We start from the raw sequence: 14,272 nt of genomic DNA on the forward strand, positions 1-14,272 counted from the left end.
TTACGCGCCGGACCCCTCGAGGAAAGCCTTCATAGCGGGCCACTCGCGCTCCAGCTGCTCTTCACCAGCGGCGAAGTTCTTCTCCAGCTTGTGCACCTTGAACTCAGCGTTTTCCACCATCATGTTCTCCGGGAAGAACGCGTACGCATTGCCAGCGTTCTCCAGCTCAACGATGCGATCCTTGGCGCGGTTGTACTTGTCTGGGCGCTCGATCGTACGGCGCGCGACCTCGGGATACTTAGGGAACATACGGCGGATCATCGCTGGACGGTTGACCGGCTCGCGCGCATAGTCGCGGTCCTTGGTGCCCAGCACCAGGAACTTCTTGAAACCAGCCTGCTCGGCAGCATCGATGACAAGGCCACCGCCGTCACCTAGAGCACCGTCGACGTACGGCACGCCGTCGATGTGCGCCATCGGCATCAACATCGGCATCGTGGAAGAGGCGCGGATGACCAGGTTCATGAAGTCTTCGTCGAAAAGCTCCTCGTTGTGCCATGCGACTGATTCGCCAGTGTCCGCACGCACGGCTTCGATGTGGAGCGGTGTTTCAGCCTGTTTGAACGCGTCCATGTTGAACGGCAGCTCACCGCCGCGGTCCTGGAACATGAATTCTGCGTTGAGCAGACCGCGTCCCAGTGCGAGCGAGCGCAAGCCGCCGATCTTGGGGTGGCCCATGAAGGTGGTGAATGCCTCGCGGGTGCGCTCCGCATCCCCGGACAGGAAGTTCACGGAGTGGATGGCGCCGGCGGACACCCCGCCTACCCAGCCGAATTGGACACTTTCCTCAATGAGTTTGATGATCACCGGGGCGGTGTAGGAGTTACGGGTTCCGCCGCCCTCAATGACGAGAGCAGTATCACGTGCGTCAATCATGGTTCACCAGTGTACGGGGTCACAGGCCGCCTGCGGACCATTTAGGGCGTGAGCGCCCCACCTGTAACGCCGAGGGTCTCACCGGAGATAAAAGAGGCTTCCTCAGATGCCAAGAACACGTAAGCACCAGCACATTCGACGGGCTGACCTGCCCGTCCCAGACCGGATTCCTGGCCGAACTCGGTGAGCTTCTCCATCGGCTGGCCGTAGCTCGGCTGCAGCGGAGTCCACACCGGACCCGGCGCGACAGCATTGACACGGATGCCCTTTTCCAGCAGCTCCATGCTCAAGCCCTTCGCCATGTTGTTCATCGCGGCCTTGGTCACGGCGTAGTGGTTCAGGCCCGGCGTCGGGTCATACGCCTGAATGGAGGAGGTGAAAAGGATGGACGAGCCGGGTTTCAGGTGCGGCAACGCCGCCTTGGTCACGCGGAAGGAGCCGTAGATGTTGGTTTTCATCGTGGCATCGAACTCTTCATCGTCGATGTCCAGGAACGATTCGGCGAAGATCTGGCGCGATGCGTTGTTGACCAGGATGTCCAGGCCACCCAGCTCGTCGAGGGCCGTCTGCACGGTCTTGGTGCAGGTATCTGGATCCTGCAGATCGCCTGGGATGCCCACAGCCTTGCGGCCGGCCTCCTCAATGGCGGCCAGCACGCGGTCAGCGTCGACCTGCTCTTCTGGCAGGTACGCGATGGCAACGTCAGCACCCTCACGGGCGTAAGCGATGGCGACGGCAGCACCGATGCCGGAGTCACCACCGGTGATCAGCGCTTTGCGGCCTTCGAGGCGGCCACGGCCCACGTAAGACTCCAAACCGATGTCGGCGGTCGGTTCCATTTCAACGTCCAGGCCCGGGTGGGGCTGGCGCTGTTCGGGCGGGGAGATTGTCGGGTACTTGCTGCGGGGGTCAATGAGAGACATGACACCCACCGTACGCAAGAACGTTAGTCCCGGTCGCCGCTGCGCTTGACGCTCTCCTGCTCCTCCATCTCGCGCTTGGACTGTGCATCCTCGTAGACATCCCGCGCCAGCCGGTGCAGGAAACCCACGATCTTATACCGGAACAGCACGGCGTCTTGCGACCTCGGCGCCGCCTGCACCATCTCTTCCGCGTTCCACCCCATCTGGAGCTCTTTGGCCCGCAAGATCTCCGCGTCGAGTTTCACTCCGAGCAGCAGCACAATATTCATTGCCCAGACCATCACGAGCATCGCCAGGACAGACCCGAAGGCCCCGTAGGCGCTCTGAAGCCCGAAGTTGGACACGAACCAGTTGAACAGCGCCCACAGCAGGCCAATGACCACAAGCGCCAGTGCAGAGCCGACGGTGAGTAGGCGGAACCGCCCCGGCCGCACATTCGGTGCGAAGTAGTACAGGCAGGACACCAATGCGATCGCGGCGAGAATCACCACTGGGTAGCGCACCCAGTTCCAGACGGGGATGAAGATCTGGTTGAGGTAGTCCACCACCCCTTGGAGCCGCAGTGGCTCCGCGATGGGCCCTAATACCGCGTCCACGATCGATGTGCGCAGCACTACACCTGCGACCATGATCACGCCGCCGAGCACCATCAGCACCGTGATCCCCCACATGGTCAGCCAGGTCACCGGTAAGCTGCGCCCCTCGGTACGGGTGTAGATCACGTTGCAGCTACGGGAAAACGCCCTCACATACGCCGACGAAGAGAAAAGCGACACTAATAGCGAAATGATGATGGCCACGGTGCTCTGCTCCGGGGTACCGGCGACGTTGAGGAGAAGGTCGAGTGCTTGCTCTCGCAGCTCTTCAGGCACCGTATCCTCAATCACCCCGCCCATGAACTCGCGCAGGTCATCCTTGTCTGACGGGAACATCAGCGTGACCAGCGAGTAAAACGCGAGCAGAGTCGGCGCCATCGCAGTAATAGTGAAATACGTCAGCGTCGCACCCCGGTCCATGAGCGCGATCGGCCCGAAATCGAGCACAGTGCGCGCGATGACGAGCTTCCAACCCTTCCAGCTCAGACGGTTTCCCCTTTGCAAAGCCTTGGGGTTCTTGTCAGGCGGATCCACCAGGACTGTCTCGCCCGGCCCGTAGGTTTGGACTAGTTGCGCAGGGCGCGCGATGATCTCTTTGTCTGCGCCCTTTGCGCTGTCGTCCTCGCTCATATCCCTCACCTTATCTGCCCGGCTCACACGTGCAGCGCATGTTCACAGCAGCTTTGCGCCAGGTTTCTCGGTTAAAATTAAAGACATGGTTCTTGTGGCAAGTGATCCCATCATCAGCGGGGATACGGCCTTTGGTCTCGGCTTCCTGTTCATGATGCTGCTCGGTGTGGCTGCGGTCGTCCTGTTCTTCTGGGCTCTGTTCAGCATCATCCTGGATAAAGGCCTTCAACCTGCGCCCAAGCTGCTCTGGGTCATTGTGGTGCTTTTGCTTCCGGTCATCGGGCCCTTGCTGTGGATCTTTCTCGGCCACAAGGTGGGGCGCCACACCACCCCACTCCAGCCTGGACAAGAACCGCCACCGTGGGAGCGCAAGGACTAAAGGAAGGTTATATCCATGGGCACTACTGAATTCGGTGAACTCGGTTTCAATGTTTCTTGGCTAGAAGTCCTGATCCTCGGCGGCATGGCCCTCCTCGCAGTGGCTTCTTTTGTTCTCTTTGTGTGGGCGATCGCGTCCATTATCAGAGCTGATTATCTCGATGGGGTCTCCAAACTCATTTGGGTCATCGTCTGCGCGGCCTTCCCCCTCCTTGGCTCCTTGGTGTGGCTTTTGGCTGGGCGCAAAGGATCGGGGCACACAGGATCCGGGCGCAGCGTCGACCCGAACTACATGCCGAGGTAGCACATGGGTCTCTTCGACCGTGTCCGCACGCTCTTCGGCCGTGATACCGTCCCGCTCGTTGCCATGCCGCGCGACCCCCGCGAAGTGGAAGCACGCTCACTCGAGGTTCACACCGCGAACTTGAGCCCCGACACAGATGAAATCATTGTCATCATCACGCTAGACGAAGATGCGTTCCAGGAGCTTTCGCTTATCGACGCTCCCTTGCGCCTCACCTCCCCTACATCCCGTCCCGTCACATTCGTGACCGGTATCACCGGCGGTGCCCCCACGTTGGACCCGAACTACGGCTGGATCATTCCCGTCACAGACGCGACCCGCGAGGAGCTCCACGCTCTCCCGCCAGGTCCGGACGAGCATGAGTTGGCCACGATTCACGTGGGACTCATTGTGCTGGAGTAATGCGCGCTACTTCAGCACGTGCTTGAACAGCCGTTTACGCTGCCTGCGGCCTGGTGAGGTAACCAGAGCGGATCTGCACCGTGCGGATTGTCGCGGACGTCAACGCGAGCACCGCGAGCACCCAGTACGGCAGGGATGGTCCGACAAAGCCGCTCAGCCACTCAATCAACGGCGGGAACCCGAAGCCAATGTAGGTGGCCACGTAGTAAATGCCGATGACAGAGCCACGCTTTTCGGGCGGGCTGAATGTATCAACGTCCAGAAGCCCTTCGCGCAAGCACAGCCCGTACGCGAGGCCCAAGAAGACCGACGCCACGATGAACATGACCATCGATGGGCTTGCTCCGCCGAGCGCCACCAGCGTCATGCCCGTTACCGCGCACAACGCACCGACGACACCGGAGTACGGGCCGAAGTTCATCTTCCGGCCGATCGCCTGGATCACCAGACCCGACCCGAAGGCGGTCACAGCGGCAACGCCCGGCAGGAACGCCCCAGACTCGAAGTACTGTCCCACGCGTCCGGACAGGGTGACAATCGCACAGGTCATGCATGCGAAGACCCACAGACCCATGGGGAATGCAGTCGCCAACGCCTTGCCGGCGGACTGCTCCACCGCCGGCGCCAGCTCATCTGCGTCGTGAGCGCCGTCTGCATCGTCTGCATCGTCGAGCGCATCGCGCTGAATGTCTTCCTCATCCACCTCTTGATGCAGGACTTCCCGAGTGTGCGGAACATCGCCGACGATGAAGGAGAACACGATCGCACACAGCGAAAGCAGGATCGACGCCACGTACGGGATGTAAATGGCGTTGCTAGCGCTGACCGTGTGCGCGATGATCCCGGAGGCGATCGGCCCCAGCATGAAGCCCGAAGTGAGGAAGATGCCAGCCAGCGTCGTGCCTTCTGTGCCGCGCAAACGCCCGGCCCAGGCAGTGCCCGCGCTGACCACCAGGCCCACGCCGAGTCCGACAACGAAGCGCGCTCCCAGCAATACCGCCGGGTGCTCCTGCCAGAACATGAGCGCGATGTTGCCCAGCATGGCCACGGTCGCGCCGACCATCACCGCCGGGCGTGAACCAAAACGGTCCGCGATGAGGCCGCCAGCGATCAGGCACGGAAACAGACCCAGGGCGTAGATACCGTACGCACTGTTGACTAGCAGCGTCGACATGTCCTGGTTTTCCCGGAGCACCACGAGCACGGACGCGAAGTGGTTCGCGGCCCATCCGGCAGAGATGAGGAACGCTACCACGCTCATGAAGACAGTCTTGGAGTCTTTCGGCGTGAAGGTGCGGGTCATTGCAGGTGCCTCCTCCCGCGGAACAATGCAACGGTTGTGACCCGGGTAACTCTACTCCCGCTAATATCTACTTTCCAACAGATTTATAGAATGGGTGCTTATGACCATGCTCTGGGACCGTCCCGCTTCCCCTCCCCCAAGCGCCCTTTCGCTTATCGACGCCCTCCGCACCGCCCAAGAAATCTCCTGGGCCCGCGAAACTACCCGTGAGCTCGACGCCGATATCGCGGCCGCCGTGGACGAGGCCGCGGAGCGTTTCGACCGCTTCGCTCCGTGGGTGGCCGAGCACTATCCCGAAACCCGCGCTGGGTCAGGCGCGTTCGGCCCCGGCATCATCGAATCTCCCGTCAAGGAAGTACCGGACACCAAGGACTATCTCTCCCGCATCCTCGAGCGCGACCTGTCGGGGCCACTGTGGATCAAGCGTGACGACGCCCTGCCGATCAGCGGTTCGATCAAAGCCCGCGGCGGGATCCACGAAGTCTTCCGCCTCGCTGAGGAGCAGCCCGGTGTGAAGATCACTGTCGCTTCCACGGGCAACCTCGGGCTGTCCATCGGCACAGTCGGCCCGCAGCTGGGCTTCCCCACCGAGGTGCACATGTCGGTCGACGCCAAACAGTGGAAGAAAGACCGGCTGCGCGCTGGCGGCGCGACCGTCATCGAGCACCCTGGACTGTTCACGGACACCGTCGCGGCGGCCCGGGCGACTTCACAAAGCACAACTACCGAAGCCGGATCGGCGTTCTTCATCGACGACGAGAACTCGCTCGGTCTGTTCACCGGTTACGCCGTTGCTGGCCGTCGCCTCAAGGCCCAGTTCGATGCCCTCGGCAAGGAGTTCACGCCGGACTCCCCGCTTATCGTCTACCTCCCCTGCGGTGTCGGCGGCGGCCCCGGCGGGGTCGCGTTCGGTCTCAAGCAGGCCTTCGGCCGCGCGGTGCAGTGCCATATCGTCGAACCCGTCACCAGCCCGTGCATGGCTCTCGGCCTCGCCACCGGCAAAGGCGCCGACATCACCTGCGCGGACTTCGGCCTGAGCGGGCGCACCATTGCCGATGGTTTAGCTGTGCAGCGCCCGTCGCCGCTCGTCGTCAAGCACGCGGATGCGCTTTTCGACGGCATCCACACCCTCGAAGACGTGACATTCCTCGCCGGAGTCAACTGGCTCGAGCGCACCACCGGCATCGTTGTCGAACCGTCTGCGACAGCCGGCCTGACTATCCCGTGGCGGCTGCCTGATGTGCCCGACACTGCCACGCACCTGGTCTGGCTCACCGGTGGCTCACTCATCCCCGACCAGGACCGGGAACGACTGCGCGGACAAGCGGCCACCGCCGCTATCCAGGCTGCACGTTAGGCAGAGTCGCTGGCAACGCTTTCTCCGACGCGCTTGCCGGAGTGAATGCAGCCGCCCAGGAAGGTGCCCTCCAGGGCGTTCTTGCCGTGGTAGCCGCCACCGCCGAATCCGGCGACTTCACCGCAGGCGTAGAGGCCGGGGAAGACGGAGCCGTCGTCGTGCAAAGCGCGGCCGTTCAAGTCTGTCTCAATGCCGCCAAGGGTCTTGCGGGTGAGAATGTGCAGTTTGACGGCAATGAGCGGGCCCTCCTTCTCGTCCAGAAGGCGGTGGGGTTCGGCGCAGCGCACGATCTTGTCGCCCAGGAAATTGCGTGCCGTGCGGATGTAGTTGATCTGCGCGTCCTTGGAGAAGGTGTTGGTCAGCTGGGCGTCACGCTCGACGACCTGCTTGTGCACGAGGTCGTAGTTCACCTCGATGGCCTCACCGTCTGCAGTTTCGGCAGCCAGCTCGTTCATCTTGCGCACCAGATCTTCAAGGTTGTCGGCAATGACCCAGTCCGCGCCGTTGTCCATGAACGCCTTGACGGCCACGTGCGTGCCGGGGCCGAGCTTGCCGGCGAGCTTCTTGAAGGACTTGTCGGTCAGGTCCGGATTCTGCTCTGAGCCGGAGAAGATGAACTCTATGTCGGCAATGTGCTGGTTGAGAAGGAACCAGGAATAGCCGTGTCCGGTACGGCCGATGTGGGCCAGGGCGGCAACGTTGTCCGAGCCCGGGAACAGGTTCGTGGGCAAGCGCTTGCCAGTCGCGTCGAGCCACATCGACGATGGGCCGGGAATGATGCGGATGCCGTGGCCCGGCCAAATCGGATCCCAGTTGATCATGCCCTCCGGGTAGTGCCACATACGGTCGGTATTGACCAGGTTCGCACCAGCTGCCTCCGCGATGCCGATGCCTCGGCCGTCGACGAACTCGGGAACACCCGTGACCATATTCTCCGGGCACGGGCCCCAACGGTCGTCCGGCCACATTTCGCGGACCTTATCCAAGTTTCCGCCAATGCCTCCGGTGGAGATGACAACGGCGTCGCCGCGGATCTCAAACGGTTCCACCTCATCGTTGTTGGAGGCGAAACCGCGCTCGGAGGAATCGTCGGCAAGCACCATGCCCTTGACTCCCACTGCTCTGCCGTTTTCCACGATGATTTCGTCCATGCGGTGACGGTTACGGAACTCCACCTTGCCCTGCTTCTCGGCGGCCTCGAGCGGCTCGAGGAAGACGCGGACGACTTCGGGGCCGGTGCCCCATGTGAGGTGGAAACGCGGCACAGTGTTGCCGTGCCCAGATGCATCACCAGAGCCACGCTCAGCCCACCCGACGGTCGGGAGCACACGCAAACCCAGCTCGCCGAGGTAATCGCGCATCTCGTTAGCTGCGAAACGAACAAACTCACGGCCCCACCTGCGCGGCCAATAGTCGTGGTTGCCCTCGCCACCAGGCCCGGTCGCATCGTCGTAATCAGCGGAGTTCTCCCAGTCCGCCCACGCGAGGTCTTCAAAGTCCTTCGCCCCCATCAACTTCTGCTCCGGGGTACCCACTATGAACAGCCCACCGAGCGACCAGAACGCCTGCCCGCCTAGGTTCACCCTGCTCTCCTGATCGATGAACACGACCTTGCGGCCTGCCTTCACGGCTTCGTGGCCTGCGACAAGTCCGGCCAGGCCCGCGCCGACGATAATGGACGATAATGATGGAATCAGAAGTTTTCATGCCAAAAAGAATACCGGCTCCCCGTGAGCCCGTGAGCAGATTGAGAACGAGTTTGAGGGCGTTATAGAAACTGATCGACCATGTCATCTAACGTTCACTCTGCATACCGCGCGCCGGTAGAGCCGGGCAGGTAACGTGACCTAGAAGCTTGCGCGCATGAAAGTTCACGCGCGCGACCTGTGCATGCGACTTGAAAGGTGAAACAACACGATGAAGATTGCAGTTCTCGGCGGAGACGGATTCTGCGGGTGGCCCTCCTCCCTGCACCTTTCGGATCTCGGGCACGACGTCACCATCGTGGACAACCTTTCCCGCCGCGCCATCGACGAAGAGCTCGGCGCTCAGTCGCTCACCCCGATCGTGCCCATCGAGGAGCGTCTGGAAGCGTGGAAAGAGGTTTCTGGCAAGACGATCGAGTTCCGCAACATCGACGTCGCCCAAGACTATGAATCGCTCAAGCGATTCATAGAAGAGGAACGCCCAGACACCATCATCCACTTCGCCGAGCAGCGCGCCGCACCGTACTCGATGAAGAACAACCGCACGAAGCGCTACACCGTGGACAACAACGTCAACGCCACCCACAACCTGCTCGTGGCGGTGGTGGAGTCTGGCCTGGACATCCACATCGTCCACCTGGGCACCATGGGTGTGTACGGCTACGGCACTGCTGGAATGGAGATCCCGGAGGGCTACCTAGACATCAAGGTCGACGCTGGTGAAAACGGCATGATCGACCAGCAGATCCTCTACCCCACCAATCCGGGCTCGGTGTACCACCTGACCAAGGTGCTGGACCAGAACCTGTTCGCGTACTACGCCAAGAACGACGAACTGCGCATCACCGACCTGCACCAGGGCATCATCTGGGGCACCCACACCCCGCAGACGGAGCGCGACGAGCGCCTGATCAACCGCTTCGACTACGACGGAGACTACGGCACCGTGCTCAACCGCTTCCTCATGCAGGCAGCTATCGGCTACCCGCTGACTGTGCACGGCACCGGCGGCCAGACCCGCGCGTTCATCCACATCCGCGATATGGCCAAGTGCATCCAGCTCGCGGTGGAAAACCCGCCGGAGAACGGCGAGCGCGTGAAGATCTTCAACCAGATGACGGAGACTCACCGCGTCCGCGACCTGGCCAAGCTCATCGCCGACATCTCCGGCACGGAGTACGCGCTCGTGCCCAACCCGCGCAAGGAGGCCGACGAGAACGATCTCTTTGTCTCCAACGACACCTTCTTGAGCCTCGGCCTCGAGCCCACAAAGCTCGCTGAAGGCCTGCTGCAGGAGGTGGAAGAGGTAGCGAAGCGCTACGCCGACCGCGTGGACCGCTCCAAGATCCCCGCCCGCTCCCTGTGGACCGGGAACCAGGCTGAGGGTGTGCCGGAGACCGAGCGCTAGCTCGAGCCCCCATGCGCATTGCCATCTTCACGGAGGTCTTCCTCCCCAAAATTGACGGTGTGGTCACCCGCATCATTCGCACCGTGGACCAGTTGGCGGAAATGGGCCACGACGTAGTCATCTTCGCCACCGGTGATGCCCCTGACACCTACGCGGGGTTCCCTGTGGAGAAGGTGCCCAGCATTTCCTTCCACTGGATTTACCCGGAGATCAAAGTCGGTTTGCCGATGCCGCGGGTATCTAAGCGCCTCAAAGAGTTCGGGCCGGACATCGTGCACATCGTCAACCCCGTCGCGTACGCCGGATACGCCGCCGTTGTGGCCCGCCGCCAGAAGATCCCTCTCTTGGCGTCCTTCCACACGGATGTGCCCGCCTACACGAAGGATCTGGGCATTGGCTTCGTGCATAAGCAGTCGATCTGGCTGATCAAGAATTGGCACAATCTCGCGGGAATGAACCTGGTCACCTCTGACCCCATGATGGACACTGCCGCAGGCTACGGCTTCAAGAACGTGGCGCTGTGGCCGAAGGCTGTCGACACCGTCGGTTACCACCCGGACAAGTACTCGGAGCAGATGCGGGCGCGTCTCACTGACGGCAATCCGGAGGCTCCCCTACTGCTCTACGTCGGGCGCATGTCGGCGGAGAAGAATCTGACCATCCTCAACGATGTCATGCCGCTGCTGCGCGAGAAGGTCCCCGGCGCGCGCTTGGCCATGGTCGGCGAAGGCCCGCTGTACGAGCAGATGAAGAAGGCCTTCAACCCCGAGTTCACCCACTTCACCGGCTACATGTCGGGCGAGCCGCTTGCGCAAGCATTCGCGTCGGCGGATGTTTTCGCGTTCCCCTCGCTGACCGAAACTCTCGGCCTCGTCGCGCTGGAATCTTTCGCGTCCGGCGTCCCAGTTGTCGGCGCCCGCGCAGGCGGCATCCCCTTCGTGATTGACGACGGCGAGACGGGCCTGCTCGTGGATAAAGAGGCCTCAGCCGCGCAATGGGCGGACGCGTTCGCGCAGTTGCTTATTGACGCCCCTCGCCGCCACACCATGGGCACCCTTGCCCGCGAAGAGGCGCAGCGGTGGTCGTGGCGCGCGGCCACAGAAAAGCTGGTCGAGTACTACGAGCAGTGCATCAGCGGGCACGCCAAATAATTTTTCTCTCGACGTGTAACCTTACGCTTCTATGCAAAGTCTAAGGATCAGGACATCAGTTGATGATGTCGCTGTACGAGACGTTCACTTTCCCGAAAGGAAATCCTCCCTCTCATGTTCAACGAATCTGTCCACCTTTTCGCCCAGACCTACAGCGAGTACGGCACCACCACCGACGTGGTCATCCCCGAAGGCTTGCTCATCGGTTTGGGAATCGCCAGCCTGATCTCCTTCATCGTGTGGCTCTGGGCGGTCATTGACTTCGCCCGCACCAAGCCGATGGATAGCACCTCGAGGATCATCTGGCTGGTCGCGCTTCTCTTCGCTGGCATCTTCGCCGCGCTGGTTTGGCTGCTGTGGGGCCGCCGGAACAAAGACAAGTGGCGGGCTAACGACGTCACCCAGACTGCACCGGGCGGACCGAGCGCTCCGGGCGGCTACCAGTACTAGTAGCTGGCTGCTAGTCGAACTCGGCCGGGTCGATTGACCCGGCTTTCGTTATTTCTCCAGGTGCAATTTCGAAGAACCGGGCACCAGACCCTGGGGTGGTCTCTACGTGAATGAGACCCTCATTCGCGCCAATGAAGACGGCTTCACCCGGGGCCAGCTCCAGCGGCGAGGAAGTCTCAGTCGCAATGGTCAGGGTGCCTTCCACCACCAGGATGATGGTCGGTTCCCCACCGTCAATGCGGACCATTGTGCCGTTTTCTTCTTCGTCATCAGTTTCGTCGAAGTAGCGGGTGACCCGGAAATCCGGGATGCCAACGTCGAAGTTGCGCGTGTACAGGCTGAGCGTTTCTGTGGCCTTGCCGTGGAAGGTGGGGTCCTCCAGCGGCGTGAACTCCAGAATGCTCAGCAGTTCTGCCTGATCGATGTGCTTGCTGGTCAATCCGCCGCGCAGCACATTGTCGGAGTTGGCCATCACTTCCACACCGAGGCCGCTGATGTAGGCGTGTAGGTTACCGGCCGGCAAGAAAAGCCCGTCACCTGTGTCCAGCTCGACGTGGTTGAGCAAGAGCGCGGCAAGGATGCCCACATCGCCGGGGAACTGCTCCCCAATGAACTCCAGGTTCCGGGCGATGGTGATCAGTTCCGCCTCATCCGTCTCACCGTCAGCGAGGGCTTGCGCCCGCTGAACGACAGCGTTGGCCAACGGGGCAGGGTCATCCAACGACAGCCACCCCTCCAGCACCGTGTGCAGGCGTTGTTCCTCGCTCATCGTTTCGTCGGCGAGAACCTTCTGGGCGGGGTTAAGCGCCGGGAGCGCAAGAACGTCGATAAGCGCCCGGGTTTTGGCCACCGGGCGGAATCCTGCGAGCGCACGGAACGGAGACAGCGCGATGAGGATCTCCGGCTTGTGGTTGTCGTCCTTGTAGTTACGTGCGGGCGCGTCCACGGGGATGCCGGCGGCGTTCTCCCATGCGAAACCCTCCCGCGCCTGCGCAATGGACGGGTGCGCCTGGATGGACAGGGGCTGCGCGGCCGCGAGAATCTTCACGAGGTACGGCAACGTGCCGGAGAAAGTCTCCGCGCACTGCGGGCCGAGAATCCCCGCGGGGTCGGCGGCGATGACAGCATCGAGCGGGCCGGCGTCGGTCAAAGACGGCGCGCTCGGGTGCGCACCGAACCATAGCTCGGCTTCCGGTTTGCCTGAAGGTTCGCGGTTCTGCAGCGAAGCAATGCTGGAGTCATCGCCCCAGGGATAATGTTGCAGCTGCCCTGTCAGTTTGAGCACTAGCGGATGTCCTGCGGATCCTTGCGCTCCGGCAAGATCTTCGGGCGTACGCCCGCGATCTCCTCGACGATGCGCACAACCTGGTTGGAGTAGCCGAACTCGTTGTCGTACCAGACGTAGAGCACCAAGTGGTTGCCGGTGGCGATGGTGGCCAACCCGTCCACGATGCCGGCGTGGGTGGTGCCCACGAAGTCGGTGGAAACAATGTCCGGGGACTGGATGTAGTCGATCTGCTGGCGCAGGTCCGAGTCAGTGGACACGCGACGGAGGTAGTTGTTCACGTCGTCCTTGTTCACCTCGGAATCCAGATCGAGGTTGAGCACAGCCATGGACACATCCGGGGTAGGAACGCGGATGGCGTTACCGGTGAGCTTGCCCTCAAACTCCGGCAGCGCCTTGGACACGGCCTTGGCTGCACCGGTCTCGGTGAGCACCATGTTCAGGCCGGCGGCGCGGCCGCGACGGGCACCCTTGTGGAAGTTGTCAGCCAGGTTCTGGTCATTGGTGTAGGAGTGGACGGTCTCAACGTGGCCGTGCTTGACGCCCCAACGGTCGCCAACGACCTTGAGCACTGGCGTGATCGCGTTCGTGGTGCACGACGCTGCGGAGAGCACGCGGTTTTGCTCGGAATCGTCGATCATGTCGTGGTTCACGCCGTAGACAATGTTCTTCACGTCGCCCTTGCCCGGCGCGGTCAGCAGCGCGCGGGCAACACCCTTTGAGTCCAAGTGGCGGGACAGACCGGCACGGTCACGCCAGCGGCCGGTGTTGTCCACAACGATTGCGTCGTTGATGCCGTAGGCGGTGTAGTCGATCGCACCCGGATCATCGGAGTAAATCATCTGGATTGGGGTGCCGTTAGCCCAGATAATCTCGTTCTCACGATCGACGGTGATCGTGCCGTTGAACGCGCCGTGGACGGAATCGCGGCGCAGCAGGGACGCGCGCTTGACGATGTCGTCGTCGCCCTTCTTACGCACGACCACGGCACGCAGGCGCACGCCGCCGTACTGGGCCTCACGCGCGATAAGGATGCGGGCGAGCAGGCGACCGATGCGGCCGAAGCCGTAGAGGACCACGTCGCGCGGGACGCGGTGGCTGTCAGCACCGATGACTTCCGCCAGCTCCTCCTCGAGGAAGGTGCGCAGCTCCACTCCCTCGGTGCGGCTGTAGTTCTTGGCCAGACGGCCTAGATCGATGGACGCAGTGCCCAGGTCCATCGTGGACAGCTCACGCAAAATCGGTAGGGTCGCGTCCAGCGGAAGCTCGCGGGCGACCACGCGGCGGGCGTAGCGGTGGGCCTTGATGATCTCAATGTCTGTCATTCCCACCAGAATGCGGCCGTAGATCGATGTCACAGCGTTGTTCTCGCGGTGGAGCTTACTGATCAGCGGCAGCATTTCCTGGGCGAGCTTCAGCTTGTTGTTCCAGTCCTCGGTCAGGTTCTGGGGCTGCCCTACGGCTTCCGTCACGTCTGCGTCCTTCCTTACATTCTCTACATGC

The 14,272-nt window shown here is 62.1% G+C and carries 14 protein-coding genes; 7 read left to right on the forward strand and 7 right to left on the reverse strand.

The genetic code is table 11. The features are described 5' to 3' along the window. Genes KBX17_RS05340 through KBX17_RS05350 form a run of 3 tightly spaced genes read right to left on the reverse strand, consistent with a single transcriptional unit; the run spans window position 1 to window position 3,025 of the window. Window positions 1-876, reverse strand: a complete 876-nt coding sequence (locus KBX17_RS05340) for a patatin family protein (RefSeq protein ID WP_256018816.1) — start codon at window positions 874-876, stop codon at window positions 1-3. A gap of 41 nt (window positions 877-917) precedes the next feature. Then, a complete protein-coding gene (locus tag KBX17_RS05345) occupies window positions 918-1,799 on the reverse strand; it encodes an SDR family oxidoreductase (protein WP_005291217.1) in 882 nt (293 codons plus the stop codon). A gap of 23 nt (window positions 1,800-1,822) precedes the next feature. After that, a complete protein-coding gene (locus KBX17_RS05350; protein ID WP_256018817.1) occupies window positions 1,823-3,025 on the reverse strand; it encodes a YihY/virulence factor BrkB family protein in 1,203 nt (400 codons plus the stop codon). Window positions 3,026-3,110: 85 nt separating this feature from the next. On the opposite strand from KBX17_RS05350, the gene KBX17_RS05355 reads away from it, so the two are divergent. From KBX17_RS05355 to KBX17_RS05365, 3 genes are read left to right on the forward strand one after another with little or no spacing between them, the layout of a single operon-like run. Beyond that, complete coding sequence (locus KBX17_RS05355; RefSeq protein ID WP_005291223.1) at window positions 3,111-3,404, forward strand: PLDc N-terminal domain-containing protein; 294 nt, start codon at window positions 3,111-3,113, stop codon at window positions 3,402-3,404. Window positions 3,405-3,419: 15 nt separating this feature from the next. Continuing rightward, on the forward strand, window positions 3,420-3,707 hold the full coding sequence (locus KBX17_RS05360; protein WP_256018823.1) for a PLD nuclease N-terminal domain-containing protein: 288 nt from the start codon (window positions 3,420-3,422) through the stop codon (window positions 3,705-3,707). Window positions 3,708-3,710: 3 nt separating this feature from the next. Then, window positions 3,711-4,109 carry a hypothetical protein gene (locus KBX17_RS05365; RefSeq protein ID WP_005291230.1) on the forward strand — a complete coding sequence of 133 codons (399 nt, stop codon included), beginning with the start codon at window positions 3,711-3,713 and terminating at the stop codon, window positions 4,107-4,109. 34 nt (window positions 4,110-4,143) lie between these two features. Here the strand turns inward: KBX17_RS05365 and KBX17_RS05370 are convergent, their stop codons facing one another. After that, window positions 4,144-5,412, reverse strand: coding sequence for an MFS transporter (locus KBX17_RS05370; RefSeq protein ID WP_256018824.1), 1,269 nt, complete (start codon window positions 5,410-5,412; stop codon window positions 4,144-4,146). 100 nt (window positions 5,413-5,512) lie between these two features. Here KBX17_RS05370 and KBX17_RS05375 point away from each other — a divergent pair, with 100 nt between their 5' ends. Further along, on the forward strand, window positions 5,513-6,769 hold the full coding sequence (locus KBX17_RS05375; protein WP_256018826.1) for a D-serine ammonia-lyase: 1,257 nt from the start codon (window positions 5,513-5,515) through the stop codon (window positions 6,767-6,769). On the opposite strand, the gene KBX17_RS05380 is transcribed toward KBX17_RS05375, so the two are convergent. Next, window positions 6,766-8,397, reverse strand: a complete 1,632-nt coding sequence (locus KBX17_RS05380) for an FAD-binding dehydrogenase (RefSeq protein WP_256018828.1) — start codon at window positions 8,395-8,397, stop codon at window positions 6,766-6,768. The two genes, KBX17_RS05375 and KBX17_RS05380, sit on opposite strands and share 4 nt — an antisense overlap. Before the next feature lie 289 nt (window positions 8,398-8,686). On the opposite strand from KBX17_RS05380, the gene KBX17_RS05385 reads away from it, so the two are divergent. From KBX17_RS05385 to KBX17_RS05395, 3 genes are all read left to right on the forward strand, one after another. After that, on the forward strand, window positions 8,687-9,883 hold the full coding sequence (locus tag KBX17_RS05385) for an NAD-dependent epimerase/dehydratase family protein (RefSeq protein ID WP_256018829.1): 1,197 nt from the start codon (window positions 8,687-8,689) through the stop codon (window positions 9,881-9,883). Window positions 9,884-9,894: 11 nt separating this feature from the next. Further along, window positions 9,895-11,034, forward strand: coding sequence for a glycosyltransferase family 1 protein (locus tag KBX17_RS05390; protein WP_256018831.1), 1,140 nt, complete (start codon window positions 9,895-9,897; stop codon window positions 11,032-11,034). A 114-nt stretch (window positions 11,035-11,148) separates the two neighbouring features. Further along, the gene (locus KBX17_RS05395; RefSeq protein WP_005291246.1) at window positions 11,149-11,484 is read left to right on the forward strand and encodes a PLD nuclease N-terminal domain-containing protein; all 336 of its coding nucleotides are present in this window, start codon (window positions 11,149-11,151) and stop codon (window positions 11,482-11,484) included. A 10-nt stretch (window positions 11,485-11,494) separates the two neighbouring features. Here the strand turns inward: KBX17_RS05395 and manA are convergent, their stop codons facing one another. Both manA and KBX17_RS05405 read right to left on the reverse strand, forming a co-directional pair. Beyond that, complete coding sequence (gene manA / locus KBX17_RS05400; RefSeq protein ID WP_256018832.1) at window positions 11,495-12,769, reverse strand: mannose-6-phosphate isomerase, class I; 1,275 nt, start codon at window positions 12,767-12,769, stop codon at window positions 11,495-11,497. After that, window positions 12,769-14,241, reverse strand: a complete 1,473-nt coding sequence (locus tag KBX17_RS05405) for a glyceraldehyde-3-phosphate dehydrogenase (RefSeq protein ID WP_256018834.1) — start codon at window positions 14,239-14,241, stop codon at window positions 12,769-12,771. The genes manA and KBX17_RS05405 overlap by 1 nt, the downstream gene beginning before the upstream one ends. Window positions 14,242-14,272 lie beyond the last annotated feature (31 nt).

Origin of the sequence: Corynebacterium sp. CCUG 65737 (assembly GCF_024454115.1) — a bacterium.
Lineage (GTDB): Bacteria > Actinomycetota > Actinomycetes > Mycobacteriales > Mycobacteriaceae > Corynebacterium > Corynebacterium genitalium.